The organism is Pseudomonas sp. OV226, from assembly GCF_003148705.1.
Classification (GTDB): domain Bacteria; phylum Pseudomonadota; class Gammaproteobacteria; order Pseudomonadales; family Pseudomonadaceae; genus Aquipseudomonas.
Genome location: NZ_QGGS01000004.1, coordinates 394,895 through 421,056, shown reverse-complemented (window position 1 = coordinate 421,056; position 26,162 = coordinate 394,895). Strand labels below are relative to the sequence as shown.

Annotated in this window: 29 protein-coding genes and 1 pseudogene; 18 read left to right on the top strand and 12 right to left on the bottom strand. The window is 60.2% G+C overall.

What is annotated here, in order from left to right; all coding sequences use genetic code 11:
- Positions 1-210 precede the first annotated feature (210 nt).
- On the top strand, positions 211-636 hold the full coding sequence (locus C7534_RS10555) for a secondary thiamine-phosphate synthase enzyme YjbQ (RefSeq protein WP_008030499.1): 426 nt from the start codon (positions 211-213) through the stop codon (positions 634-636).
- A gap of 103 nt (positions 637-739) precedes the next feature.
- Positions 740-1,063 carry a transcriptional regulator SutA gene (gene sutA, locus C7534_RS10550; RefSeq protein WP_008050867.1) on the top strand — a complete coding sequence of 108 codons (324 nt, stop codon included), beginning with the start codon at positions 740-742 and terminating at the stop codon, positions 1,061-1,063.
- 91 nt (positions 1,064-1,154) lie between these two features.
- On the opposite strand, the gene C7534_RS10545 is transcribed toward sutA, so the two are convergent.
- Genes C7534_RS10545 through lptM form a run of 6 tightly spaced genes read right to left on the bottom strand, consistent with a single transcriptional unit; the run spans position 1,155 to position 5,765 of the window.
- The gene (locus tag C7534_RS10545) at positions 1,155-1,859 is read right to left on the bottom strand and encodes an HAD family hydrolase (RefSeq protein ID WP_109785710.1); all 705 of its coding nucleotides are present in this window, start codon (positions 1,857-1,859) and stop codon (positions 1,155-1,157) included.
- Positions 1,856-2,755, bottom strand: a complete 900-nt coding sequence (gene xerC / locus C7534_RS10540) for a tyrosine recombinase XerC (protein WP_046032216.1) — start codon at positions 2,753-2,755, stop codon at positions 1,856-1,858. The genes C7534_RS10545 and xerC overlap by 4 nt, the downstream gene beginning before the upstream one ends.
- Before the next feature lie 2 nt (positions 2,756-2,757).
- Entirely contained in the window at positions 2,758-3,483 is a 726-nt protein-coding gene (locus tag C7534_RS10535) for a DUF484 family protein (RefSeq protein ID WP_109785709.1), read from the bottom strand.
- Positions 3,484-3,496: 13 nt separating this feature from the next.
- Complete coding sequence (gene dapF / locus C7534_RS10530) at positions 3,497-4,327, bottom strand: diaminopimelate epimerase (RefSeq protein ID WP_046032218.1); 831 nt, start codon at positions 4,325-4,327, stop codon at positions 3,497-3,499.
- Positions 4,328-4,331: 4 nt separating this feature from the next.
- Positions 4,332-5,579, bottom strand: a complete 1,248-nt coding sequence (gene lysA, locus C7534_RS10525; RefSeq protein ID WP_046032219.1) for a diaminopimelate decarboxylase — start codon at positions 5,577-5,579, stop codon at positions 4,332-4,334.
- Between the two features lie 9 nt (positions 5,580-5,588).
- Entirely contained in the window at positions 5,589-5,765 is a 177-nt protein-coding gene (lptM, locus tag C7534_RS10520) for an LPS translocon maturation chaperone LptM (RefSeq protein WP_046032220.1), read from the bottom strand.
- A gap of 328 nt (positions 5,766-6,093) precedes the next feature.
- On the opposite strand from lptM, the gene cyaY reads away from it, so the two are divergent.
- The 3 genes from cyaY (at position 6,094) to rnk (ending at position 7,354) form a co-directional block, all read left to right on the top strand.
- On the top strand, positions 6,094-6,426 hold the full coding sequence (cyaY, locus tag C7534_RS10510) for an iron donor protein CyaY (RefSeq protein ID WP_046032221.1): 333 nt from the start codon (positions 6,094-6,096) through the stop codon (positions 6,424-6,426).
- 4 nt (positions 6,427-6,430) lie between these two features.
- A complete protein-coding gene (locus tag C7534_RS10505; RefSeq protein ID WP_077431049.1) occupies positions 6,431-6,649 on the top strand; it encodes a DUF1289 domain-containing protein in 219 nt (72 codons plus the stop codon).
- 294 nt (positions 6,650-6,943) lie between these two features.
- Positions 6,944-7,354, top strand: a complete 411-nt coding sequence (rnk, locus tag C7534_RS10500; protein ID WP_046032222.1) for a nucleoside diphosphate kinase regulator — start codon at positions 6,944-6,946, stop codon at positions 7,352-7,354.
- A gap of 6 nt (positions 7,355-7,360) precedes the next feature.
- Here the strand turns inward: rnk and C7534_RS10495 are convergent, their stop codons facing one another.
- From C7534_RS10495 to C7534_RS10480, 3 genes are all read right to left on the bottom strand, one after another.
- A complete protein-coding gene (locus C7534_RS10495; RefSeq protein WP_109785707.1) occupies positions 7,361-10,204 on the bottom strand; it encodes a class I adenylate cyclase in 2,844 nt (947 codons plus the stop codon).
- Between the two features lie 192 nt (positions 10,205-10,396).
- Positions 10,397-10,642 carry a TIGR02647 family protein gene (locus C7534_RS10490; protein ID WP_077431052.1) on the bottom strand — a complete coding sequence of 82 codons (246 nt, stop codon included), beginning with the start codon at positions 10,640-10,642 and terminating at the stop codon, positions 10,397-10,399.
- 236 nt (positions 10,643-10,878) lie between these two features.
- Positions 10,879-11,163, bottom strand: a complete 285-nt coding sequence (locus tag C7534_RS10480) for a hypothetical protein (RefSeq protein WP_109785705.1) — start codon at positions 11,161-11,163, stop codon at positions 10,879-10,881.
- A 124-nt stretch (positions 11,164-11,287) separates the two neighbouring features.
- Here C7534_RS10480 and C7534_RS10475 point away from each other — a divergent pair, with 124 nt between their 5' ends.
- Entirely contained in the window at positions 11,288-11,947 is a 660-nt protein-coding gene (locus C7534_RS10475) for a glutathione S-transferase family protein (protein ID WP_109785704.1), read from the top strand.
- Between the two features lie 92 nt (positions 11,948-12,039).
- Here C7534_RS10475 and argH read toward each other — a convergent pair whose 3' ends face one another.
- Complete coding sequence (argH, locus tag C7534_RS10470) at positions 12,040-13,434, bottom strand: argininosuccinate lyase (protein ID WP_109785703.1); 1,395 nt, start codon at positions 13,432-13,434, stop codon at positions 12,040-12,042.
- Between the two features lie 335 nt (positions 13,435-13,769).
- Between argH and C7534_RS33275 the strand changes: the two are divergent.
- The 8 genes and pseudogenes from C7534_RS33275 to rsd all read left to right on the top strand — a co-directional run.
- Positions 13,770-13,895 (top strand): annotated as a pseudogene (locus tag C7534_RS33275) (sensor histidine kinase); the annotation flags it as partial.
- Entirely contained in the window at positions 13,892-14,638 is a 747-nt protein-coding gene (locus C7534_RS10460; protein ID WP_046032227.1) for a LytR/AlgR family response regulator transcription factor, read from the top strand. The pseudogene C7534_RS33275 and the gene C7534_RS10460, both read left to right, overlap by 4 nt.
- 139 nt (positions 14,639-14,777) lie before the next feature.
- Complete coding sequence (hemC, locus tag C7534_RS10455) at positions 14,778-15,719, top strand: hydroxymethylbilane synthase (protein WP_046032228.1); 942 nt, start codon at positions 14,778-14,780, stop codon at positions 15,717-15,719.
- A complete protein-coding gene (locus tag C7534_RS10450; protein WP_109785702.1) occupies positions 15,716-16,483 on the top strand; it encodes a uroporphyrinogen-III synthase in 768 nt (255 codons plus the stop codon). Before hemC ends, C7534_RS10450 begins: the two co-directional genes overlap by 4 nt.
- A 16-nt stretch (positions 16,484-16,499) precedes the next feature.
- Positions 16,500-17,654 carry a uroporphyrinogen-III C-methyltransferase gene (locus tag C7534_RS10445; protein ID WP_109785701.1) on the top strand — a complete coding sequence of 385 codons (1,155 nt, stop codon included), beginning with the start codon at positions 16,500-16,502 and terminating at the stop codon, positions 17,652-17,654.
- Positions 17,651-18,889, top strand: a complete 1,239-nt coding sequence (locus C7534_RS10440) for a heme biosynthesis protein HemY (protein WP_109785700.1) — start codon at positions 17,651-17,653, stop codon at positions 18,887-18,889. The genes C7534_RS10445 and C7534_RS10440 overlap by 4 nt, the downstream gene beginning before the upstream one ends.
- Positions 18,890-19,118: 229 nt before the next feature.
- Complete coding sequence (locus C7534_RS10435; protein ID WP_109785699.1) at positions 19,119-19,670, top strand: disulfide bond formation protein B; 552 nt, start codon at positions 19,119-19,121, stop codon at positions 19,668-19,670.
- 177 nt (positions 19,671-19,847) lie between these two features.
- Positions 19,848-20,306, top strand: a complete 459-nt coding sequence (gene rsd, locus C7534_RS10430) for a sigma D regulator (protein ID WP_109785698.1) — start codon at positions 19,848-19,850, stop codon at positions 20,304-20,306.
- Positions 20,307-20,364: 58 nt separating this feature from the next.
- On the opposite strand, the gene C7534_RS10425 is transcribed toward rsd, so the two are convergent.
- On the bottom strand, positions 20,365-21,030 hold the full coding sequence (locus C7534_RS10425) for an FKBP-type peptidyl-prolyl cis-trans isomerase (protein WP_046032234.1): 666 nt from the start codon (positions 21,028-21,030) through the stop codon (positions 20,365-20,367).
- 192 nt (positions 21,031-21,222) lie between these two features.
- Between C7534_RS10425 and C7534_RS10420 the strand changes: the two genes are divergently transcribed.
- Positions 21,223-22,374, top strand: coding sequence for an AlgP family protein (locus tag C7534_RS10420; protein ID WP_109785697.1), 1,152 nt, complete (start codon positions 21,223-21,225; stop codon positions 22,372-22,374).
- On the opposite strand, the gene C7534_RS10415 is transcribed toward C7534_RS10420, so the two are convergent.
- On the bottom strand, positions 22,371-22,835 hold the full coding sequence (locus C7534_RS10415) for a TIGR02444 family protein (protein ID WP_046032236.1): 465 nt from the start codon (positions 22,833-22,835) through the stop codon (positions 22,371-22,373). The genes C7534_RS10420 and C7534_RS10415 overlap by 4 nt on opposite strands.
- 50 nt (positions 22,836-22,885) lie before the next feature.
- Between C7534_RS10415 and C7534_RS10410 the strand changes: the two genes are divergently transcribed.
- The 3 genes from C7534_RS10410 to rhtB all read left to right on the top strand — a co-directional run bounded on the left by C7534_RS10410 (position 22,886) and on the right by rhtB (position 26,125).
- The gene (locus C7534_RS10410; protein WP_077431056.1) at positions 22,886-24,796 is read left to right on the top strand and encodes an ATP-binding cassette domain-containing protein; all 1,911 of its coding nucleotides are present in this window, start codon (positions 22,886-22,888) and stop codon (positions 24,794-24,796) included.
- Positions 24,796-25,377, top strand: coding sequence for a mechanosensitive ion channel family protein (locus C7534_RS10405; protein ID WP_109785696.1), 582 nt, complete (start codon positions 24,796-24,798; stop codon positions 25,375-25,377). The genes C7534_RS10410 and C7534_RS10405 overlap by 1 nt, the downstream gene beginning before the upstream one ends.
- 115 nt (positions 25,378-25,492) lie before the next feature.
- Positions 25,493-26,125: a homoserine/homoserine lactone efflux protein gene (gene rhtB, locus C7534_RS10400; RefSeq protein WP_046032239.1), complete on the top strand. Its 633-nt coding sequence runs from the start codon at positions 25,493-25,495 to the stop codon at positions 26,123-26,125.
- Positions 26,126-26,162 lie beyond the last annotated feature (37 nt).

Below are 26,162 nucleotides of genomic sequence, written 5' to 3'. Positions count from 1 at the left end.
GCGTCTAAAAAACTTGCCCGGCTTGCCGGGCATTTTTTTGTCCGGAATTTGTCAGTGGAGGAGCTGCTGAAAGGTTTTTTCGTACACGTTCAGGTTTGTTTACGACGGGCGTTTTTCTGCGGCCAATGGCTTACATGATTGAAGGAATATTAGGGCCTTTGTTTTTTCCCAGAGCGCGCTAGAATGCGCCCCGAACGTGCGGAGAACTGTATGTGGCAACAGACTCTGATTACTCTGCGGGCAAGGCCCCGGGGCTTTCATCTGGTAACGGACGAGTTACTCGCCGGCCTGCCTGAACTCAAGGCGTGTCGGGTCGGTCTGTTGCATTTGTGGCTACAGCATACCTCGGCGTCGTTGACCATCAACGAGAACGCCGATCCGGCGGTACGTCGCGACTTCGAACGGTTTTTCAATCGTCTGATCCCACAAGGAACAGACGGCTATGAGCATAACGACGAAGGCCTGGACGACCTCCCGGCGCACTTCAAGGCCAGCGTGCTTGGCTGTCAGCTCAGTTTGCCGATCTCGGCAGGCCGACTGGCGTTGGGTACCTGGCAAGGCGTTTATCTGGGCGAGCACCGTGATTTTGGCGGTGCCCGTAAAGTCCTTGCCACCGTGCACGGTGAAGAGGCATGAACCGCTGGTCACCAGCGGTTATTGAATTTTTCCGGCGACTGTCGACAGACGGTAAAGCTGGGCTATAACTAATCTGCTTTTCGCAAGAGTCATGAGGTAGAACATGAGCGACGATGATCTGGAAAACGACGACCTCGAAGTAGGCGACGACGACGAAACCGAAGAAGGTCTGGAAGCAGCGGCCGAAGACGTCGCTGAAGACGATGGCGGTGATGCGCCCGTTCCGACTGCAAAAGGCAAAGCCAAGGCTGCGGTATCGGTCGATGAGCTGCCGAGCGTTGAAGCCAAAAACAAGGAGCGCGATGCTCTCGCGCGGGCCATGGAAGAGTTTTTGGCCAAGGGCGGCAAGGTGCAGGAAGTGGAGGCCAACGTGGTCGCCGATCCTCCCAAGAAGCCTGATAACAAGTACGGCAGCCGGCCTATCTAAGCGCCTGCCACTTGCTTGCTGAAAAAGCCCGCCGTCGCTGCGGGCTTTTTCATGGGTGGTACAAGTATCTTGGGCTGGTGTGATTTCCGGGTTAGTGTCGGGAGTTCCACAGGGCCAACAACGCCGGCAATTCAGTCAGGCTGCGAATCTGCGCATCCGGTGCCGTATCGGCTTCCCAGGCTTTTCCGGTCGGGTTGAACCAGATCGCTCGCATCCCCGCCTGCTGCGCGCCAGCAATGTCATCACCCGGATGATCGCCGATATGCACCGCCGTCTCGGGTGTGGCCCCTCCGCGTTGCAGTGCTTCATGAAACAGGCGTGCATCGGGTTTGGCGATGCCGATGTCTTCGGCGCACAAGGCAAACTTGAAGTAATCCGCCAGCCCTAATCGGCGCACATCGGCATTGCCATTAGTGACCACGCCCAAGGCGTAATGTTTGGCCAGCATCTGCAGCGTCGGCTCGACTTCAGGGAACACGTTGATCTGATGTCGCGCATGCAAAAACACTTCGAAGCTTTTATCGGCAAGATCGTTTGCCTGGTCATGGTCGTAACCGGCCTCTTCCAGTGCATGGAACAACACGCGGCGACGCAACGCGCTGATGCGGTGCTTGAGGCCTGGCTCATTGCCCAGGATTCGCTCGCGGATCGCCCACAAATGCTCCACCGGCACCGCTCCAAGGCTCGGCGCATGCTCGGTCAGCCATTCACGCAATACGGCTTCGGCGCTGAGGATCACCGGGGCGGTGTCCCACAAGGTGTCGTCGAGGTCGAAGGTGATCAATTGCAGGGTCATGAGTCGTCGCCTTTCATGCGTTTGGCCCGTGGATGGGCGCTGTCGTAAACCGTGGCCAGGTGCTGGAAGTCCAGGTGGGTGTAGATCTGGGTGGTCTTGATGTCCGAGTGGCCAAGTAATTCCTGCACCGCGCGCAGATCCTGCGAGGACTCGAGCAAGTGGCTGGCAAAGGAGTGTCGCAGCATGTGCGGGTGCAGGTTTTGCCCCAGCTCGCGCTCGCCGGCAGCTTTGACCCGCACCTGAATGGCCCGGGGGCCGAGGCGCCGGCCTTGCTGGCTGACAAACACCGCGTCGTCCGCAGGGTTGGTCATGGCCCGCAACGGCAGCCACTGTTCCAGCGCTTCGCGAGCCTTTTTACCCACAGGCAGCAAGCGGGTCTTGCTGCCCTTGCCGAGCACTTGAACCATGCCATCGGCCAGATCCAGCTGATCCAGATTGAGCCCGGTCAGTTCGGAAAGGCGCAATCCCGAGGAATAGAACAGCTCCAGAATGGCCTGGTCCCGTCGCGCCAGGAAATCATCCTCGACGGCGCCTTCCAGCAATTGCAGCGCGCGGTCGGTGTCGAGGGTTTTCGGCAGGCGACGCTCACCCTTGGGCGGCGCCAGACCGTTGGCCGGGTCGTGGTCGCAAAGGCCTTCGCGATTCAGATAGTGATACAGCCCGCGCACCGCCGATAACAGTCGCGCCAGGCTACGCGATGACTGGCCTTGTGCATGCAGGCGGGCGATCAGGCTACGCAGGCGCTGGATGTCCAGCGCGGCCCAGCTGTCGATGTTCTGTTTAGCGCACCAGCCCAGCACTTTGTCGAGGTCGCGGCGGTAGGCGTACAGCGTGTGAGGCGACACCTGTCGCTCACTGCGCAGGTGTTCGCAGTAAGCGTCCAGTTGCCTTTCCATGATCAGCGGACCGAGCGCAGGGAGCTGTTGACCCGTGGCAGCACGCGGCCCATGACTTCGGCGATGTAGCTCAGGAACAAGGTGCCCACCGAGCTTTTGTAGTGCTGCGGGTCGCGGCTGGCGATGGCCAGGATGCCGTGGATGCCTTGATAGCTGATCGCGACGACGGCGGTCGAGCCGATCTGCTTGCGCTGTTCCTCACCAAACAGGAAGTCCAGTTCGTGTTCACGCAGGCTGCCGCTGACGCTTTTGTCTTCCGAGAGCAAGCCACCGATGGCCGTTTGCGCCTCGGCGTGAGTCACCCAGCGGCCCACCGGCATCGGATTGTCACCCAGCAAAATCAGGCTGACGAAAGGCACCTGGAAGTCCTGGCGCAGGCTGTCTTCGACGCTGATCACCACGTCTTCCAGGCTGCTGGCGTCCATCAGCGCGAGAATCAGGCGGCGGGTCTTGTCGAAGAGGCGGTCGTTGTCGCGGGCGACGTCCATCAAGTGCGAAAGGCGATGGCGCAACTCGATGTTGCGATCGCGCAGGATGGTCATCTGGCGTTCGACCAGCGAGATGGTATCGCCACGTCGGTGCGGAATGCGCATGGCCGGGAGCAATTCTTCGTGTTCGACGAAGAAATCCGGATGAGCCTCCAGGTACGCGGCAATCGCCGCCGCCTCAAGGCTTTCGCTAGGGGCTTCGTCGGACTGCAGGGCGGGAACCTGGGGCTTGTCGGTCATGGGTTTAGCTCACTCAAAGACGCACTTGTCCTTCGTATACGCGTACTGCCGGGCCGGTCATCATGACCGGTTGGCCAGGGCCTGCCCATTCAATGGACAAGCGCCCGCCAGGCAGATCGATCAATAGCGGCGAATCCATCCACCCCTGGCTGATCGCGGCCACTGCGGCTGCGCAGGCACCGGTTCCACAGGCCTGGGTTTCCCCGGCACCGCGTTCCCAGACGCGCAACTGCGCGCGGCTGCGGTCGATGACCTGGAGAAAACCGACATTGACCCGCGCCGGAAAGCGCGGGTGATGTTCGATTTTCGGCCCCAGTTCATGCACCGGTGCATTGTTGACGTCGCTGACCCGCAGCACGGCATGGGGGTTGCCCATGGACACGGCGGCCAGTTCGACTGCACTGCCATCGACGTCGACCTGGTAGTTCAGCGCCTGTTCCGGGGCGACAAACGGGATGTCGGCCGGCACCAGGCGTGGTGCGCCCATGTTGACGCTGATCTGGCCGTCGCTGCGCACATCGAGCTCGATGATGCCGCTTTTGGTTTCGACGCGAATCAGCCGTTTTGCAGTCAGGCGCTTGTCGAGCACGAAGCGGGCGAAACAGCGCGCACCGTTGCCGCACTGTTCCACTTCAGAGCCATCGGAGTTGAAGATCCGATAACGGAAATCCACATCCGGGTTGCTCGGCGCTTCGACGATCAGCAGCTGGTCAAAACCGATGCCGGTGTGCCGATCGCCCCAAAGCTTGGCGTGCTTGGGCAGAATATGCGCGTGCTGGCTGACCAGGTCGAGGACCATGAAGTCGTTGCCCAGGCCGTGCATCTTGGTAAAACGCAGCAGCATGGGGTTACTCCGGCAGCAGGCTTTCGCCAGCAAACAACTCGGCTACCGTCTCACGGCGACGCACTTCAACTGCCTGATCACCGTCCACCAACACTTCAGCGGCACGGCCGCGGGTGTTGTAGTTGGAACTCATGACAAACCCATAGGCGCCGGCCGAATGCACAGCCAGCAGGTCGCCTTCTTCCAGGGCCAACTGACGATCCTTGGCCAGGAAGTCGCCGGTTTCGCAAATCGGGCCGACGATGTCGTAGGCACGAGGCGCAGTATCGCGAGGGCGCACGGCGGTCACGTCCATCCAGGCCTGGTACAGCGCCGGGCGGATCAAGTCGTTCATGGCGGCATCGACGATAGCGAAGTCTTTGTGTTCGGTGTGCTTGAGGTACTCGACCTGTGTCAGCAGCACGCCGGCGTTGGCCACGATGAAGCGACCAGGCTCGAACACCAGGGCCAGATCACGACCGTCGAGGCGCTCGCGCACGGCTTTGATGTAGTCGCCGGCCAATGGCGGTTCTTCGTCGCGATAACGCACGCCCAAACCACCACCGAGATCGATGTGGCGCAGGTAGATGCCGCAATCGCCGAGGCGATCGACCAGGCCCAGCAGGCGGTCGAGGGCATCGATGAACGGTGGCAGGGTGGTCAGTTGCGAACCAATGTGGCAATCGACACCGACGATTTCCAGGTTCGGCAACTGAGCGGCGCGGATGTACACGTCTTCGGCGTCAGCAATGGCGATGCCGAACTTGTTCTCTTTGAGACCGGTGGAAATATACGGGTGGGTGCCCGCATCGACGTCCGGGTTCACCCGCAGCGAGATCGGTGCGCGAACGCCCAGTTCGGCGGCGACCACTTGCAGACGCTCCAGCTCATCGGTGGATTCGACGTTGAAGCAGTGCACGCCGACTTCCAGGGCGCGACGCATGTCGTCACGGGTCTTGCCGACACCGGAGAACACGATCTTGTCGGCACTGCCGCCAGCGGCCAGAACACGTTCCAGTTCACCACGGGAGACGATGTCGAAACCGGCGCCCAAACGCGCCAGGACATTCAGCACGCCCAGGTTGGAGTTGGCCTTGACCGCAAAGCAGACCAGGTGCGGCATGCCCGCCAGCGCATCGGCGTAAGCCAGATATTGAGCTTCGATGTGCGCGCGAGAGTAGACGTAGGTCGGTGTGCCGAAACGTTCGGCGATGGCAGACAGCGCCACACCTTCCGCGAACAGCTCTCCGCCACGGTAATTAAAAGCGTCCATGGCGTTCCCTTATTGGTAGACGTCGTGCTTGTGTGCTTTGGAGGCAGGCTGCTGTTGCGAGGACTTGGCCTGTTCGACAGGGTCCTGGTCTTCGTCTGGCAGATACAGCGGGCCTTTTTGACCACAGGCCGACACAAGGCAGGCAACCGCGACGAGCGCAGCAAGGGAAGAGATCAGGCGCTTCATGGCGAAATCCTTGAAAATGCGTTAATTGCGCCGGAGTATACCGGCCACCCGGCAGCTTGCCTATGCGATGGGGCTCCCGTCCGGCGGGGCTTGGCTGATGCCGGCGGGCCAGGTGCAATCCTTGTGGGAGCAGGCTTGCCCGCGAAAGCGGTGGTCCGGTCAACAAAGATTTTGAATGGGCCGGCCCCTTCGCGGGCAAGCCCGCTCCCACAGGTACAGCGTTTGATGTACCTATGTCGGCCCTTGATCGTTATCCTTTGCAATCACCGGGGCTCGCCCGTATCTTGCGGCGCTTGAGCGTGAACAGACACTTTTTGAGGTTGCCGCAATGAGTTTGACTGAAGCCCGTTTCCACGATCTGGTCGATGCCACCCAGCAGACGCTGGAAGATATTTTCGACGAGAGTGGCCTGGATATTGATCTGGAAAGCTCGGCCGGTGTGCTGACCGTGAAGTTCGAAAACGGCAGCCAGTTGATCTTCAGCCGTCAGGAGCCCCTGCGTCAGCTGTGGCTGGCGGCGGTCTCCGGTGGTTTCCACTTCGACTACGACGAAGAGAGCGAGCGCTGGATGTGCGACAAGAGCGAAGAACAGTTGGGCGAAATGCTCGAGCGCATCGTCAAGCAGCAAGCTGACGTCGAACTCGATTTCGAAGGCCTGTGAAATCGTGACCCAGCCTGCGCCCGTTCGTCCGCCCAAACCGCTCTACAGCAATGTCAGCCCGGCGGTGCCTTCGCCGTGCAGCGGTGTGTGTCGGCTGGATGAGCAGAAGGTCTGCCTTGGGTGTTTTCGCCATGTCGAAGACATCCGCGAGTGGCGCTCGGCGGATGATGAACGTCGACGGGTTATCTGCGCCCAAGCCTCACAGCGCAAGACCGCCACCTGAAGCCTTCAAGCGACCTGTAGCAGCTGGCGAAGCCTGCGTTCGGCTGCGTAGCCGTCGTAAAACCTGAATGCTCGTTACTCCTGATACACCCTATCGCCTGATTCCACGACTGCTACGCAGCCGAACGCAGGCTTCGCCAGCGGCTACAAAGTGCTTGGTCGCACCTGACTTGTATATTTATTGAGCTGTGATAGTGTCCAGAAACGCCTCAACCCATCGAGGCTCGTGAAAACCCCGCCTTTTTCTGGCGGGGTTTTGCTTTTTCTGTGCAGAAGAAAGGAGTCTGCCTTAATCATGACCGCACCTTCCATCACCCTTACCCGTCTGGACGTCCAACGTCTGGAGCGCCTGATCGACAGCCTGGATGACACGCTGCCAGGCGTCATCGCGCTGCAAACCGAACTGGATCGCGCCGATACCCTGGTTGGTCACGATGAAGTGCCCGCCGATGTCGTGACCATGAATTCCCGTGTGCACTGCCGTGAAGAAAGCAGTGGCAAGGACTATCACCTGACCCTGGTTTACCCCAAGGATGCCAATGCCGACGAAGGCCGGATTTCCATTCTGGCGCCGGTGGGCAGTGCTTTGCTCGGTCTGAAAGTCGGTCAGCACATCGACTGGCCAGCGCCGGGCGGCAAGACCCTCAAACTGACGTTGCTGGAAGTTGAATCCCAGCCTGCCAATGGCGGCGACTTCCCGGAATAACGCCCCTCAGACCTGTTCGAGTGCCTCGTTCAACGAGCGCTCCAGGTCAGCCTTGTAGCGCAGGTACAAATTGCTTGAACTCTGTTCGTCACCGGGCAGGCCCGAAAGGTCCAGGTCGGTGATGTAGCAGCGATAGCGTTCGGTTTCGCGACGCTGCTCGACGATTTCTTGTGCGACCACGCTGAACAGTTGGTCGCCATGTTCCAGTTCTGAAAACTCTCGTTGATTGCAATACAACGTCACCTGCACCTTTCCCGGTGCGGCTTTGCCGATGATCGCCTGGACGTCGTAGAACGGTTTGTTGGCCGGCGTTTGCGGCGCGGGCCGCGCTTCGACCCGACGCGCTCGTCCGGGGCCGGAAGGCAGCAGTTGGTAATACAAGGTGTCGAGGCTCAAGGGCTGGGCCGCGTCCATCGGCAACAAGGCATCGCGTCGGTACTGAATCGATTGCAGGAAGCGTTGCAGTGGCACCAGCAGGCTTTGTTCATCGTGATAAGGCAAGCGTTGTTGCCACAGCGCATTGAATTCATCGAGGACATACAAGTCGGCCTGGTCTTCGTTGATTCGGTAGAACACTTGGATGCACTCGGGTTGCCCCATCGGCAGAAGCAGTGCCAGGTCGTGGTCTTCCAGTGCCATCGGGTCCAGGTGCAGCGGGCTGTACGCTGTCAGTTCCTCGCCCAGGTAATCGATCAGTGCCGGCAAGGTGGCGAGGGCAACGTGATTGACCTGGCCGGGCACCAGCTCAAGCACGTGGTAGTGCTGCTGGACCTGAATCAGGTAACGGTGATTGAGATTGCTCAATAACAGGTTTTGCGCTGTATCGAGGACCTCTTCGACGCGTCGCGCAATGAACTGCGCGCGGTTGTGACAGAAACAGCGAACCCGCAATCGAGGCTGCGCCAACCCGCTTGGAAGGTTGTTGAGGTAAGCGCGCAGGCAGTCGAGCAGGGCATGAGGGCCGTCGTAGCGGCTGACCAGCACTTCGTTCCAGCTGTTGAGCGTGACCTGGTCCAGCGTCAGCACCAGGTTTTCGCGCACCCCGGCGTAGCTCAACGAGTCGGTGCGCTCGGTGGTCATCAGGATGTTCAGATCGCGATGATGCTTGAGCGGGTCGACGCCAACGTTCACCAGAATCAACACCTCGCTCGGTACGCTGGCGCGCAGCAACGTCTCTTCTGCAACGGTGGCCAGGGGGAGCGCAATGCTCTGTTGCAGGCTACCGAGCAGGTTGAACAGTTCGAACTCGCTCAAGTCGCTGGCGCCAGGGTGCAGGGCGAGCCGCGTGCTGCTGTCGATCACGCCATTGCGGTGGCACCAGGTGAGTAATTCAAGCAATTGGCGGCTGCGCTTTATCGGCGCGAAATGCTCCCACTCTTGAGCGGTCAGGCTGCCGTTGTACAAACCCCACTGGGTTTGCCCCGGCTCTTTCTTGTTGGGCGCCTGCACCAGTGTCAGGGTGTCTTCGGCCAAGTCCGGGGCGATGCCCGGGTTGATGAACTCGACCTTGTCGGCCTTGCGCTCGAAGGCCGCGTATAGCCGTCGACCCAGCACGTTGAGGTCGCGCTTGTTGATCAGGCTGACAGTTTGTTCGCTGCGGGCGAACTGAGTCAGGAAGCGGTAGCTGTAGTTCAGCTCGTTGACCAGGGCACGGCGTTCAGCGCTGACCTGGCGGACTTTCCACTGGCTGCGGCTATCAAGCAGCGCCAGTTGCCGTTGATCCCAGCCCCATTCTTGAGCCAGCCGCTCCAGCAGTGAACGCTGCCAGCTCTGAGCGCGGCTGCTGCCGGTGAGTTTGCGATTGACCTTCAGGTACAGGGCGCGCCGCACCAATTCCAGCCGTTCCGGTTCGCCCCGGGCCGTGAGGTATTCCTCGATGCGCCGGTAGACCACGATATAAGGGTCCAGCTCGTCGAGGTCCAGTTGATTGGCGAACACGGCTTGTTTGAAACGCAGGCTCAGGCAATGAACCTCGGGGTGTTCGCTGGCGTAGACCTCGGTCAGTAGCAGCTTGAGCACGGACTTGTAGGGGGACTCGATGCCCTTGAACAACTGCCAGAGGCCGGCGCCAATGAATTCACCGGGCGGAATGTAGGCCAAATGCCCGAGGTCCAGGCTTTCGTCGGCGCGGATGAAGCGTTTGGACAGGAGCGTGTGGGTGTACCGGTCGTAGGCGGATTCGTCGTAGACCGGCACCAGCCACCAGATTGGCGTACGACCTGCCAGCCAGATCGCAGTGCGGTAGAACTCGTCCAGCAGCAAGTAATGCTGGGTGGTGCCGCAGTCTTCGGAGCTCAACTGGGTATCGCGCTCGCCGAGCACGAAGCGCGTCGGGTCGATCAGGAAGAAATGCGCCTCGGCGCCCAGGCTCGTGGCCCAGACCTCCAGCAGTTGGCACTTTTTACGCAGCTCCGCGAGTTCGCTTTCGCTGAGGTCCGGTGCATGGCACACCCAGACGTCCATGTCGCTCTGATCGGCTTGAGCCAGCGTACCAAGGCTGCCCATCAGGAACAGGCCGTGGATTGGTCGCGGCGGGTTGCTGCCATGGCGCGGCTTGTAAGAAAACGAGCGGGTCAGGCGTTGGGCTTCAGCGAGGGCATTGGCGTCGGGCTCGAAGTTCGACAGTCCGGCCGGCGTGCTGCCGGACACATACCCTGGCAACAACGGATGATTCACGTGGAAAAACAGCGGCAGCAGCGTCAGTACTGTTTGCTGGCGGGTCGACAACCCCTCCATGGCACGGGCCATGCGGCCTTCATTGAGTTTTAGAAAGCGGGCGCGCAGTTGGCTGAGAACCTTGCGGTCGATTCCCTCGTCCAGATCGGGGCGGATTTCATGGTTGCGGGTCATGTCAGCTCAAACCGGCTCGCGAGGCTCGGACGTGGGGTCGGCGGATGAGGGGCAGTTTAGCGCCTCGGGCCTGGCACTTTTAAGCTGATTTTGGATTTTGACGTCAGATTTATATCGCGGGTTGATGGCGGCTCAGCAAGTTTGCCCGCGGAAATCCCGTCGCAGGGGTTTCCGTGGGCGATGCGGTGATCTTCAGGCTGTTTCTGCGACACTCAGAATGGTCAGTACTGTTTGCACATTTTGTGCAGCATCACGCCCCAGGCTGGTCAGGTAACCGCCATCGGGCTGGTCGATCAGTTCCTTTTCATGCAGGCGTTTGGCGGCGGCGATGTGTTTCGGGGCAGCGGTCTGATGAATTTTCAAACCTTCCTGGGAACTGTCCAGGTTGAAGAGTGCGAGGACTTCCAGTTCGGCAACCAACTCAGGGGTAAGCGACATAAGGACTCCAGACTTTCTAGGAATTGGACGACAGCGCCCCTAAGGTGAGCCCACTTGTGCGGCATGTCCAGTGCTCGCGACAGGGATTTTTCGCCTCGGGAAGCATTCCCCGGCAGGAGGTGCGGCAGCGGGGTGCTGTAGGAGCAAGGCTTGCCCGCGATTGCCGCGCCGCGACCTGTCAGACGGATCGTGCCATCGTTCATCGCGGGCAAGCCTTGCTCCTACCGGTTTCTGACTTACTTCTTTTCCGGCGGCAGTTCTGGTAGCGCGCGCAGTGCCGCTTCGTACCATTCTGTGTTGAACGCGCGGTCTTCTTCGAGGATCGCGTCGATTTCTACCGCTAAAACGTGGGCCATCAGGTTGAGAATTTCTTCCCGCTCGTAACCCACCAGGGTCAACTTGTTGAACGTTGCCTTGGCTGCAGGCGGGTTATCGCTTTCGATCTGGTTTTCGATGGCTTCGATCAGGGTGTTTTCGGTGAACTCTTCTTCGTCGTTATCGATGTCTGTCGGCTCGCTCATGGCAGGCTCCTCAAGTTAAGGCGGCCAGTTTACCTGCATTCAGCGCTGTGATGCTGCTGGCAAGAATCGCTGCGACGTTCTATAAAACAGGACTGCCAACCCCGCACGGCCTGGAGGCTTTGTGATGCTCAAGCTTTATGGATTTTCCGTCAGCAACTACTACAACATGGTCAAACTGGCGCTGCTCGAGAAGGGACTGCCGTTCGAAGAAGTGGCGTTTTATGGCGGCACTACCCCGCAAGCACTGGCCATCAGCCCGCGCGGTAAAGTGCCGGTGCTGCACACCGAGCACGGTTTTATCAATGAAACCGCGGTGATTCTCGAATACATCGAGCAGAGCCAGCAAGGCACGCCGCTGCTCCCAAGCGATCCTTTCGAGCGTGCGCAAACCCTGGCGCTGGCCAAGGAAATCGAGCTGTACATCGAGTTGCCGGCGCGCATGTGCTACGGCGAGGCGTTTTTTGGCGTGCAGATACCAGAGGCGATCAAGGAGCGGAGCAAAGCCGAGCTGTTGCTGGGTTTTGCCTCGTTGGCCCGGCACGGCAAATTCGCCCCGTATGTGGCGGGCGACAGCTTGAGCGTGGCGGATTTGTATTTCCTTTATAGCGTGCCGCTGGCCAGTGCCGTGGGGCAGAAGCTGTTTGGTATCGATCTGTTGGCAGAAATGCCGGAGGCAAAAGCGCTGTTGCAGCGGCTTGAGCAGAATCCGCATGTGCAGAAGATTGCAGCGGACAAGGAAGCGGCAATGCCGGCGTTTTTGGCGATGGTCGCGGCCAAGAAGTGAGTTTTTAGTGCTCTGAAGTCAGTCGTCGCGAGCAGGCTTACTCCTACAATGGAATGCGTTCCCCTGTAGGAGTGAGCCTGCTTGCGATGCTTTTAGCGGCTAGCCAAAAGTGCCTGACCGCGCGCAACAGCGGCCTTTACCTGCGTCGGTGCAGTGCCGCCGATATGGTTGCGAGCGTTCACCGAACCTTCCAGCGTCAACACCGCAAATACGTCCTGATCGATCTGGTCGCTGAATTTACGCAGCTCTTCCAGGCTCATTTCCGCCAGATCCTTACCGCTTTCCACGCCATACTTCACGGCGTGGCCAACGATTTCGTGGCAGTCGCGGAACGGCAGGCCACGGCGTACCAGGTAGTCAGCCAGGTCGGTGGCGGTGGAGAAACCGCGCAACGCTGCTTCGCGCATCATTGCGTGCTTGGGTTTGATGGCCGGGATCATGTCGGCAAAGGCGCGCAACGAATCGCGCAGGGTATCGGCGGCATCGAACAGCGGCTCTTTGTCTTCCTGGTTGTCCTTGTTGTAGGCCAGCGGCTGGCCCTTCATCAAGGTCAGCAGGCCCATCAGAGCGCCGAAGACGCGGCCGGACTTGCCACGAACCAGTTCCGGTACGTCAGGGTTTTTCTTTTGCGGCATGATCGAACTGCCAGTGCAGAAGCGGTCCGGCAGATCAATGAACTGGAACTGCGCGCTGGTCCACAGCACCAGCTCTTCGGAGAAACGCGACAAGTGCATCATCGCGATGCTTGCCGCCGAGCAGAACTCGATGGCGAAGTCACGATCGGACACGTTGTCCAGCGAGTTGCCGCCAACGGCGTCGAAGCCCAGCAGCTGCGCGGTGTATTCGCGGTCGATCGGGTAGGTGGTGCCGGCCAACGCGGCGCTGCCCAATGGCATGCGGTTGGTGCGTTTGCGGCAGTCGACCAGGCGCTCGTAGTCGCGGCTGAGCATTTCGAACCAGGCCAGCATGTGGTGCCCGAAGGTCACTGGCTGCGCGGTTTGCAGGTGAGTGAAGCCCGGCATGATGCTGCCTGCCTCGCGCTCGGCCTGTTCCAGCAAGCCTTTTTGCAGGCGGGTGATTTCGGCGAGGATCAGATCGATCTCGTCACGCAGCCACAGGCGGATGTCGGTGGCAACCTGGTCGTTACGACTACGGCCGGTGTGCAGTTTCTTGCCGGTGACGCCGATGCGGTCGGTCAGGCGTGCCTCGATGTTCATGTGCACGTCTTCGAGGTCGATGCGCCAGTCGAACTGGCCGGCCTCGATTTCGCCCTGAATGGTGTTCAGGCCATCGATGATGCTGTCGCGCTCGGCATCGGTCAGCACGCCGACCTTGGCCAGCATGGTGGCGTGGGCGATCGAGCCCATGATGTCGTGGCGATACAGGCGCTGGTCGAAAGTGACGGAGGCGGTGAAGCGGGCGACGAAGGCGTCGACGGGTTCACTGAAGCGGCCGCCCCAGGACTGATTGGTCTTGTCAGTGCTCATGAATTCGCTCGTATCGGCTGGAGAAAAGTGACGTTGAAAGCTGTCGCGGATAATAACAGGGTTGCCAATCCTGTCGCTGACACTGGTCGATACGTTTTTTCTTATACCTCGGTCCATACTCAAGGTGAGAGTTTGGAAAATTGCGCAACGATATTTTTCAATTGAGCAATAACGTCCCGGCAACCGTCTACAGTTGGACAGTAGGAACTGCGCACTTCTCGGTGCGGCCACTGACTATAAGAAGAGGGGGTGTTCATATTGTGTATCGGAAAACCCACGGCGATATCTCGCCAACGCGGGCCAGAGCCTCCAGTCACGCGGCAGTTGAAAATTTAGCCGCCGATCTCGCGGCACTTTTTGGCCCTCGCGCTAGTCTTAGCGTGGATCGCGGTGACGGACGTCACTTCACCTGTCTACGCTATCCTTGTGCGAGACTCACGCAGGAATCCAGCGCAATATGAATGTCCTGATCGTTGATGACGAACCCCTGGCCCGCGAGCGCCTGAGCCGAATGGTCGGTGAACTCGAGGGATACAGTGTCCTGGAGCCTAGCGCCACGAACGGCGAAGAGGCGTTGGCACTGATCGACAGCCACAAACCGGATATCGTGTTGCTCGATATCCGCATGCCAGGCCTTGATGGCCTGCAAGTGGCTGCGCGGTTGTGCGAACGCGAAACTCCGCCCGCTGTGGTGTTTTGTGCAGGACCCGATGAATTTGCCGTGGAAGCCTTACAGGCCAGCGCCGTAGGCTATGTGGTGAAACCCGTGCGTACTGAACATCTTCACGAAGCATTAAAGAAAGCCGAGCGCCCCAATCGCCTCCAGCTCGCCGCCCTGACTCGCCCCGCCGCCGAAAGTGGCAGCGGTCCCCGCAGTCATATCAGCGCGCGAACCCGCAAAGGCATCGAGCTGATCCCGTTGGATCAGGTGGTCTACTTCATTGCCGATCACAAATACGTGACCCTGCGCCACGAAGGTGGCGAGGTGTTGCTGGATGAACCGCTCAAGGCCCTTGAGGATGAGTTCGGCGACCGATTCGTGCGTATTCACCGCAACGCTCTGGTCGCCCGCGAACGTATCGAGCGGCTGCAACGCACGCCTCTGGGGCATTTCCAGCTGTTTCTCAAAGGCCTGAACGGTGATGCATTGATCGTCAGTCGGCGCCATGTGGCCGGCGTGCGCAAAATGATGCAGCAGCTTTAACTCGCCGTTCGCAGGCGGGTTGCATCGCTGATTGCGGACAATCCCGGGCCAGGGAGGCCACGCAGTATCTGATACAAGTCAAAGTGGATTTGGCTGAGCTGTTATTATCCGCCGTATCTATTTCAGTACGGATTGATCCATGTCCTCTCGCGAAATCCGCATCGCCACCCGCAAAAGCGCCCTGGCCCTATGGCAGGCCGAATACGTCAAAGCCCGTCTGGAAGAGGCCCATCCTGGCCTGCTCGTGACGTTGGTGCCCATGGTCAGTCGCGGCGACAAGTTGCTGGACTCTCCGCTGTCGAAAATCGGCGGCAAGGGTTTGTTCGTCAAAGAGCTGGAAACCGCGCTGCTGGAAAATGAAGCCGACATCGCTGTGCACTCCATGAAAGACGTGCCGATGGACTTCCCCGAAGGGCTCGGCCTGTTTTGCATCTGTGAGCGCGAAGACCCTCGCGATGCTTTCGTCTCAAACACGTACGCCAGCCTGGATGAATTGCCCCCGGGCAGTATCGTCGGCACGTCCAGCCTGCGCCGTCAGGCCCAGTTGCTCACCCGTCGTCCGGACCTGGAAATCCGTTTCCTGCGTGGCAACGTCAATACGCGCCTGGCCAAGCTCGATGCCGGTGAATACGACGCCATCATCCTTGCCGCGGCGGGCTTGATTCGCCTGGGCTTCGAAGACCGTATTACGTCGGCGATCAGCGTCGACGACAGCTTGCCTGCTGGTGGACAAGGCGCAGTCGGTATCGAATGCCGCACAGCCGACAGCGAAATTCACACCTTGCTGGCACCGTTGCACCATCAGGACACCGCCACTCGCGTGACGGCCGAACGTGCCCTCAACAAACACTTGAACGGCGGCTGCCAGGTCCCCATCGCCTGCTATGCCGTGCTTGAAGGTGAGCAGGTCTGGTTGCGTGGCCTGGTCGGAGATCCGAACGGTGGCCTGTTGCTCAGCGCCGAGGGCCGTGCGCCACGTGCAGATGCCGAAACCCTGGGTGTGAAAGTCGCCGAGGATCTTCTGAGTCAGGGCGCCAACGACATTCTGAAAGCGGTCTACGGCGAGGCAGGTCACGAGTGACAGGTTGGCGCCTGCTGCTGACGCGCCCTGCGGATGAGTCAGCGGCGCTGAGCCATGCGTTGGCCGAAGCGGGGATTTTCAGCAGCTGCTTGCCGCTTTTGGAAATCGGTCCGATTGCTGTCTCTGACACCATGCGCGAGGTGATCCGGAAACTGGATCGCTTCAGCGCGGTAATTGTCGTCAGCAAACCGGCTGCCAGAATCGGCGTCGACCTGCTCGGCCAATTCTGGCCTCGGCCACCGTCACTGAAGTGGTTCAGCGTAGGCGCAGCCACCGCACAGATCCTCGATGAAAGTGGTCTGGATGTGAGCTTCCCGGCGGAGGGTGACGACAGTGAAGCCTTGCTTGAACTTGCTACTTTGCGCGAGGCTATTGCCGGGCCTGAACCGCGGGTGCTGATCATGCGCGGGGAGGGTGGTCGCGAGCTACTGGCTGAGCGTTTGCGCGAGCTTGGTGCTAGTGTCGAGTATCTGGAGTTGTACCGTCGCAGATTGCCTGAATACCCGGCTGCGGAGCTGGTCGAGCGGGTCCGGGCGGAACGCTTGAACGGGCTGGTGGTCAGCAGTGGGCAAGGTTTTGAGCACCTGCATCAACTGGCCGGCGATGCCTGGCCACAGTTGGCGCGGTTGCCGTTGTTTGTTCCAAGCCCCAGGGTCGCCGAGCTGGCACGCGCTGCCGGGGCCCAAACAGTTGTGGATTGTCGCGGCGCCAGTGCCGCGGCTTTGCTGGCGGCGTTGCGGGAGCATCCCGAACCCGTTCTCTAATGCAAAGGATGGATACGTGAGCGAAACTGCCTTGCCTAAAGATGACGACCAGCCAGTGCGTGATGCACAGGTTGAAACTCCGGTTGAAACGGCGCCACCTGCTGACGTGCAGCGCCGAGGCAATGGGCTGGCAATCGTCGCACTGCTGCTGGGTGCTGCCGGGGTCGCCGTGGGCGGTTGGGGTGTCTGGCAGGTGCGTCACCTGCAAGCCAATAACCAGCAACAACTGGCTCAGGTGCAGGCGCTGAACGATCAGGCGCAAAGCCTCAAGCTCAACGAGCAGCGCATTACTGCACGGCTGGAGCAGTTGCCTGCCGTCGATGAGCTGCAAGCGCGCAGCCGCCTGGTGACGCAGTTGCAGGGTGATCAACAACGCCTGAACCAGCGACTTGAAACCATCCTCGGTGCCAGCCGCAAAGATTGGCGCCTGGCCGAGGCCGAGCATTTGCTGCGTCTGGCCAGCCTGCGACTCTCGGCATTGCAAGACATCAGCAGCGCCCAGGCGTTGGTGCAGGGTGCCGACGATATTCTTCGTGAACAGAACGATCCGGGCTCTTTTGCCGCTCGCGAGCAAGTGGCCAAAACCCTGGTGGCGTTGCGCAGCACCGAGCAACCGGATCGCACCGGGTTGTTCCTGAGACTGGGCGCTTTGCGTGATCAGGTGATTGACCTCACCGAACTGGCGCCCGAGTACAAGGACCGGGGTGAATCACTGCTGGGCCTGACCGCCGATGGTGACGGTGCCAGTCGCTGGGCGCAGTGGTGGGATCAGATCTCCCGCTACATCCGCATCGACTTCAATGCTGACAAAAATGTGCGTCCATTGTTGGCCGGGCAGAGCCTGAGCCAGGTGCGCCTGGCCCTGAGCCTGGCGCTGGAGCAGGCGCAATGGGCCGCGCTCAATGGTCAGGCTGCGGTTTACACCCAGGCGCTGGCGGAAGCGCGGGATGTGTTGACCGGCAACTTCAATCCGGACAACCCCCAGAGCAAAGTGATGCTTGAGCAGGTTGGCGAGTTGAGCAAACAACGGGTCACCGTGGTGACGCCGGACCTGACCGGCACGCTGAGCGCGGTTCAGGGGTATCTGGAGCGGCGTAACGTCAACGCCGAGGACTCGATCAAGCCGATGGCTAAACCTGCCGCAGGTACCGCTCAGGAAGCAACGCCATGAAACGTCTCTATGTGATCGTGTTCCTGGTGATCGCCGCGGCCGCCGCGCTAGGGTTGGCGATTGCCGAACATGCCGGTTACGTGCTGATTGCCTACAAAAGTTTTCGTTATGAATCGAGCCTGTGGGCGACGCTGGCGTTGGTCGCGGTCCTGTGGCTGCTGTTTTGGGGCATCAAGGTGCTGGTTGAGCTGGTGATGACGTCCAGTGGCGTGGTCAATCCCTGGTCGAACCGAAATCGCAGCCGCCGCGTGCAAGTGGCGATAGAACACGGTCAGCTGGATTTGGCGGAAGGTCGCTGGGCAAGTGCGCAGCGTCATTTGCAACGGGCTGCGGAGGCCGAACGCCAACCGCTGCTTTACTACCTCGGCGCGGCTCGCGCCGCGAACGAACAAGGTCACTACGAAGAAAGCGACAATCTGCTGGAGCGTGCACTGGAGCGCCAGCCGCAGGCCGAACTGGCGATCGCCTTGAACCATGCACAATTGCAGACTGACCGGGGCGATACCGACGGTGCGCTGGCGGCCCTTCAAGCCATGCATGAGCGTCATCCGCACAACGCGCAGATGCTGCGACAGCTACAGCGTCTGCTTCAGCAGCGTGGCGACTGGTCGGCGGTGATTCGCCTGTTGCCCGAGCTGCGCAAGGATAAAGTCCTGCCGCCCGCTGAACTGGCTGAACTGGAGCGTCGTGCGTGGGGTGAAAACCTGTCCCTGGCGGCGCATCGGGAAGACGATGGCAAGGTTGGTCTGCAATCGCTCAGCCGCGCCTGGCAGCAGCTCACTTCGGCTCAGCGTCAGGAACCTCAGCTGGTGCTGGCGTATGCCGAGCAATTGCGGCAGCTGGGCGCGCAGGTCGAAGCGGAAGAGGTTTTGCGCACGACCCTCAAACGTAAATACGACAGTCATCTGGCGCGTCTTTACGGACTGGTTCGCGGCAGCGATCCGGCTCGGCAGTTGCAAACGGCTGAGGGCTGGCTCAAGGATCATCCGGCCGACCCAAGCCTGTTGCTGACACTGGGTCGCTTGTGTCTGCAAAACAGCCTTTGGGGCAAGGCGCGTGATTACCTGGAAAGCAGCCTGCGGGTTCAGCGTAACCCGGAAGCCTGCGCGGAACTGGCGCGGCTACTGGCACAGCTCGGTGACACGCAACGCAGTAATCAGCTGTTTCAGGAAGGCCTGGGCATGCTCGATGAGCGCCTGCTGGCAGCACCGCTGCCGACGTTGGCTCACGCTTGAAGTCTTGGGCAAGGGGCGCTCGAAAGGGCGATCCGCATGCTCAAAATTCTTCTGGTGTTTGGCTTTGTAGTCTTTGATCGGCCTTGTCCTACATGGGACTACACCAATTCCTCTCGACGCCGTCGGGAATTCCCTACGCTTCTGGTGAAGTGTCCGTGCAGACCTGCCTTGAAAGGCCGGCGCGCTTTCCTCTACCGTAACCACCTGTCTCTATTGGTACGGAAATGCCATGTCTTTGGCCTGCTCACGCTCCTTGTTTTTCATGGTTTTCATTACAGGCTCCCTGGCCTTGGGCGTTTCCTATTACCTGGAATATGCGGTCGGACTCAAACCCTGCGGCTTGTGCCTTTTGCAACGGCTTTGCCTGGCGTTGCTAACGGGTATCAGCCTGGCAGCCTCGGTGCTGGGGCCTGGGCGCTTTGGATCGTTCCTGTATTGGTTGTCCGGATTTTTCTGCAGCCTCGTGGGCACGGCTACGGCGTGGCGGCAGATTCTGCGGCAAAGTGATCCGGCGCATCAGCTAACCATGTGCTCGTCCAGCCTGGAATCCTTGCACCAGAACATGCCCTGGGTATGCCGGGTCACGCAGATGTTTAAAGGGGAGGGCGATTGTGACGAGATTTCCTGGACGTTGTTCGATCTGAGCATTCCGGAATGGAGCCTGCTGCTCTTTGTCGCGATGACGATTCTGGGGAGCTATCAGTTGCTTCGCATCGTCTGGCTTGCGTGTGAACGACCGCTCAGCGGCAAGTCGTCGCACCGGGTGCGGATGGGCGATTAAACACTTGTATGAACTTTATCGCCTGCGTACCTTGAAGCCACAGTCGCGCGGGCATAATCTGGCCCGCACGTGTCATTGGAATTATGTTGCTCGATGACGCTCTGCCTGACCGCCCACTGACGTAACAAGAGGCGAGCAGGCATAGAGCAGCTGACCCACAAGGGAAGAGAGATCACCATGCTCGAAAGTTGTCAGAATGCTCAGGAACGCTGGGGCGGAGTGCACCTGCTGATCGACCGCTGGTTGCAGGAGCGCAAAGATCTGATCGATGCATACGACAAGCTCGGTGCAAAGCCTGAAACGCTGAGCGAAGACCGAAAGCCCTTGCAGGAATTCTGCGGCGTGCTGGTCGATTACGTGTCTGCCGGGCACTTCGAGATCTACGAACAGTTGACGGGGGAGGCCAAGGCCTTCAACGACAAGCGTGGTCTGGAGCTGGCCGAGACCCTTTACCCACGCATCGACGTTATCACCGAGAAGCTGCTGGCGTTCAACGACCTGTGTGATGCGGGCAAGTGCGTCGCGGAGAAATTCAAGGAGCTGGGTGGCCTGTTGCACGAACGCTTCGAGCTGGAAGATTGCTTGATCGAAGTGCTGCATACCGCTCACAAGGAAGAGGATTCGGTTCAGGCCTGAACCTATTCCCGCAGGCTAAAAACGGTGCGCTATGCGCGCCGTTTTTTGTGCCTGCCATTCAGCTGGTGGCGCCGCGCAATTCGACTTCAAATACCAGCGGTGTGAACGGTGCGATCAGGTCGCCGGCACCGTCCGCGCCGTAAGCCTGGGACGATGGAATCACCAGGCGCCATTTCGCACCGACGGGCATGTTTTGCAGTGCACTGCGCCAACCGCTGATGACGCTGTCGAGACTGAACCACTGTGGCGAACTGTTCTGATCGAACACGGTGCCATCAGGCAGGCGTCCGATATACAAAACCTGCACCTTGCCGTTAGGGCCAGCCTTGGCTCCCGTGCCGGGAGTCAGCTCCGTCAGCAACACGCCATCAGCTAATTCCCGAACACCCGGCTTGGCTTTTTCTTCGGTGAGAAAGCGCTGCTCTTTTTCGAGTGCGGCCTCGCTTTGCGGGAGGGCGGGTTGCTCGGCGAGTTGGGCCTCATGCTCGGCCAGGATCTGGTCGATCTGTTCGTCTTTCAATGCCAGCGGCTTGCCTTGATACGCTTGTTGCAGACCTTCCAGCAGTGCCTGAAGTTGCAAATCCGGAACCTCCTGGCGAAGGCGTTCGCCCAGGCTCGCGCCGAGGCTGTAAGCAAGATCGTGAGCGTTTTTTGCGGCGGTTTTTTCGTCAGCTTGAGCCACCGAAAAAATCACGCACAGCGATAAAAAAAGGTAGCGCGACATGGGCACTCTCCGACCTGGGATGCGGTGGATTATGCCAGTGTGATTGCGCAGAAAGGTGAACTGGTTTTGCGCAAGCGCAGAAGATTTTCGATTCGTTGCAACGCAGCGCTTTGGATACTGTCAACATGCCCTAGCGGCGGTAGCAGCAGAGGTCTAGTATGAGCCGCACCCACGTCAGCCAGGAGGTAAACCATGTCGGCCACCAAGAAGCCTGTAAATACCCCGTTGCACTTACTCCAACAACTCTCGGGCAGCCTGCTCGAGCATCTGGAAAACGCTTGTTCCCAAGCCTTGGCTGATGCTGAAAAACTGCTCGCCAAACTGGAAAAGCAGCGCGGAAAAGCGCAAGAGAAACTGCACAAATCCCGTACCAAATTGCAGGACGCTGCGTCGGCCGGCAAGGCCAAGGCACAAGCCAAAGCCAAGGACGCAGTGAAAGAGCTTGAGGAGTTGCTCGATGCCCTCAAGGGTCGTCAGTCGGAAACTCGCGGCTACATTCTGCAACTCAAGCGTGATGCTCAGGAAAGCCTGAAATTGGCCCAGGGCGTCGGTCGCGTTCAAGAGGCTGTCAGCAAGGCGTTGTCCCTGCGTGCAGCCAAACCTGCTGCGGCACCTGCCAAGAAAGCCGCTGCCAAACCCGCTGCTGCAAAAGCACCGGCCAAGCCTGCTGCCAAACCCGCCGCCAAAGCGCCGGTGAAAGCCGCAGCCAAACCTGCCGCCAAACCGGCGGTGAAAAAACCAGTCGCTGCCAGCGCTGCGAAGCCTGCCGCAAAACCAGCGGCGAGAACTGCAGCCGCCAAACCAGCCGCCGCGAGAACCGCCGCTGCCAAACCGGCTGCCAAAGCGCCTGCCGCCAAACCTGCTGTGGCAAGAACTGCAGTAGCCAAGCCAGCAGCCAAGCCAGCCGCTAAACCGGCTGTTAAAACTGCTGCTGCGAAACCGGCCGCTAAACCTGCCGTGGCCAAAACCGCTGCCGCGAAACCAGCCGCAAAACCGGCAGTAAAAACCGCAGCAAAACCTGCCGTTAAAATTGCGGCCAAACCTGCTGCCGCCAAGCCAGCCGCTGCCGCGAAACCAGCAGCCAAGCCAGCCGCCGCCAAACCAGCTGTTGCCAAGCCTGTTGCAAAACCAGCGGCCAAGCCTGCTGCAGTCAAGCCAGCCGCAAAACCCGTCGCTGCCAAACCAGTCGCCGCTGCCAAACCGACCCCTGCGCCCGCTGCCAAGCCAGTGACGCCAGCGCCAGTTGCATCGACTGCACCCGCCGCAACCACCTCGACAACCACGCCTGCGCCAACGCCAGCCGCACTGTCGAACTCCAGCACCAACCCAACCAGCGCTTCCTAAGTGCCGGTTACCGCGACGCGCAGCTCAAGCAGCGCGTCGCGGTCCAGGTTGGCGGCGCCTGCCGCCATACCTTCCAGCCAGGCCGTTAGATCGGTCGCCTCATTCTGCGGCCAGCTCTGCGCCGATCGCTCCAGTCGCAACAACAGATGTCGCTCGGCTTCCAGTTCCAGTGCCTGCACTTGCTCGCGCAATTTTTTCAGCTCGGAGTCCTTCGTTGCGACGGCTTTCCAGCGCATGCGCAATGCGCGCAACGGTTGCACGACATCCCCATCCCAAGGTTCCGCCACCGCGCGCAGCCTCTTGATTCGATGCTCGTTGCAGGCGACGCCACGCTCCCCCAGCCACAATCCACAGAGCAGCAAACACACATTCACGCCGGCCGACTGCAGTTGCAGGCACGCGTGTTCAACGCCGGGACGGGCGTAAGTCGTCAGGGAAAAGCTCCACAGGTCAGAGGACATAGTGCTACTCGCGCCAGTTGCGAGCGAAGCTGGTAGACTCCGCCGCCATTATGATTCGACTTCAGAACCTGACTTTACAGCGTGGCCCTCAACGTCTGCTAGAAGACGCCGAGCTGACCCTGCACGCCGGCCACAAAGCCGGCCTCATCGGTGCCAACGGCGCCGGCAAATCGAGCCTGTTCGCCTTGCTTCGGGGCGAACTGCACCCGGACTCGGGTGATTGCTTCCTGCCGGCCGACTGGCGCATCGCCCACATGCGCCAGGAAGTCGATACGCTCGAACGCCTGGCGGTCGACTACGTGCTCGATGGCGACCTGCGCCTGCGCCAGGTGCAACGCGACCTCGCCGCAGCCGAAGCGGCGCATGACGGTGCCGCTCAGGCCCGCCTGCACGCGGAACTCGACAGCGCCGACGGTTACACCGCCGATGCCCGGGCCCGCAAGTTGCTGGCCGGCCTTGGATTCACCAACGAGCAGATGGATCGTCAGGTAGGAGATTTCTCTGGTGGTTGGAGGATGCGTCTGAACCTGGCGCAAGCTTTGATGTGCCCCTCGGACTTGTTGCTACTCGACGAACCGACCAACCACTTGGACCTCGACGCCATCATCTGGCTCGAAGAGTGGCTCAAAAGCTACCCCGGCACTTTGATGCTGATTTCCCACGACCGGGACTTCCTCGATGCCGTGGTCGATCACGTGGCTCACGTCGATCAACGCAAGATCACCCTGTACCGCGGTGGTTATAGCGCCTTCGAACGCGCCCGCGCCGAACGTCTGGCCCAGCAGCAGCAGGCCTACGAGAAGCAGCAGGCGCAACGTGCGCACATGGAAAGCTACATCGCCCGCTTCAAGGCCCAGGCCACCAAGGCCCGTCAGGCCCAGAGCCGGATCAAGGCGCTGGAACGGATGGAAGAACTGTCCGCCGCCCATGTCGATTCACCGTTCGATTTCGTTTTCCGCGAATCACAGAAAATCTCCAGCCCGCTGATCGATCTGTCCGATGCCCGGCTGGGTTATGGCGACAAAGCCGTGCTGGAGAAGGTCAAGCTGCAACTGACCCCCGGTGCGCGGATCGGTTTGCTTGGCCCGAACGGTGCCGGTAAATCGACCCTGATCAAAAACCTGGCCGGTGAACTCGAGCCGTTGTCCGGCCGACTGACCCGTGGCGAGAACACCGTCGTCGGCTACTTCGCCCAGCATCAGCTGGACTCACTCGACTCCAAGGCCAGCCCGTTGCTGCACTTGCAGCGCCTGGCTCCGACCGAGCGCGAGCAGACCCTGCGCGACTTCCTTGGCGGTTTCGACTTCCGTGGTGCACGCATCGATGAGCCGGTGCTGAACTTCTCCGGTGGCGAGAAGGCCCGCCTGGCACTGGCGTTGATCGCCTGGGGCCGACCGAACCTGTTGCTGCTCGATGAGCCAACCAACCACCTGGACCTGGAAATGCGCCTGGCGCTGACCATGGCCCTGCAGGAATTCAGTGGCGCGGTACTGGTGGTCTCCCACGATCGCCATTTGCTCAAAAGCACCACGGACAATTTCTACCTGGTGGCGGACGGCAAGGTCGAGGAGTTCGACGGCGACCTGGAAGACTACACCCGTTGGCTGGTGGACTATCGCCAGCGCAATGCGCCGGTCAGCAACACACCGGTCAACCCGGACAAAACCGACAAGAAGGCCCAGCGTCAGGCCGCTGCTGCGTTGCGTCAGCAACTGGCGCCGCACAAGCGTGAGGCCGACAAGCTGGAAGCCGAGCTTGGCAAACTGCACGAGAAACTGGCGAAGATTGACGCCAGCCTGGGTGACAGCGACATCTACGAGCCGGCGCGCAAGAACGACTTGCGCGATCTGCTGGCCGAACAGGCCAGGTTGAAGGTGCGCGAAGCCGAACTGGAAGAAGCCTGGATGGAAGCGCTTGAACTGCTGGAAAGCATGCAGGCCGAGCTGGAGGCGCTGTCTTGATGGAGGCGTTCAAGCTGCCGTTGCCGGCAGACTGGATCGAACCCCTCTGGCTGGTCGTGCAAATCCTGCTGATTCTGCTGGCTGGCTATTTCACCCAGCGCTTCGTTGCCAAAGGCCTGACCCGACTGGGCGAGCGCTATCCGTTTCCGCCGCAGTTGCTGATGCCGCTACGCGGTGGATTGCGCTGGCTGATTATGGGCAGTGCGCTGATTTTCGTGCTGGAGCGCCTCGGGGTGTCGGCCACGGTTCTGTGGACCGCGCTGTCGGGCTTCGTTGCGGTGGCGGCGGTGGCGTTTTTCGCCATGTGGAGTGTGCTCTCCAACCTGCTGTGCGCGATCCTGATTTTCACCGTCGGCCCGTTTCGCCTCGGCGACGTGGTCGAGTTGGTGGACACCACCGACAAGCCCGGCGTCAAAGGCCGGGTAGTGGCGATCAATCTGCTTTACACCACGCTGATCGAAGCGGAAGAACTTGGCACCGGCAGTGCCATGGTTCAAGTGCCCAACAGCCTGTTCTTCCAGCGCTCGGTTCGACGCTGGCGCGGTACGGATGTATTCCCCTCGAGCGGTTTCGAAAAATAGCCGGGATGCCGACCACGCTGGTCGGCAGCCGCAATATCCTGCAAAAAATTGATGGTCATCAGCCCAAAGCCGCATTAGCTTAGACGTCTGTCACGAGTCTGAGTCGAGGTGTGCAATGGAGCTTCAAACATGGCTGGCGTTTTTTGCAGCCTGCTGGGTGATCAGTCTGTCACCCGGTGCCGGCGCCATTGCGTCGATGTCCAGCGGTCTGCAATACGGTTTCTGGCGCGGTTACTGGAACGCACTGGGCCTGCAATTAGGCCTGGCGGTGCAGATCGCGATTGTCGGCGCCGGTGTGGGCGCGATCCTCACCGCTTCAGCCTCGGCCTTCTATGCGATCAAATGGTTCGGCGTGGCGTACCTGGTTTACCTCGCCATCAAGCAATGGCGCGCGCTACCCAGCGACATGAGCGACGATGCCGCAGTGCGTCAGATTGGCAAGCCGATGGCGCTGGTGTTCCGCGGTTTCCTGGTCAACATCAGCAACCCCAAGGCGCTGGTGTTCATGCTGGCGGTGTTGCCGCAGTTCATTGATCCGCATGCACCGCTGCTGATCCAGTACCTGATCATTGGCGTGACCATGATCTGTGTTGATCTGATCGTCATGGCCGGTTACACCGGGTTGGCGTCCAAGGTGCTGCGCCTGTTGCGCACCCCCAAGCAGCAAAAACGCATGAACCGTACCTTTGCCGGGCTGTTCATCGGCGCGGCGGCGTTCATGGCGACGTTGCGTAAAGCCGCGGTGTAAAACCCGCGGACATAAAAAAGGCGACCTCTTCAGGTCG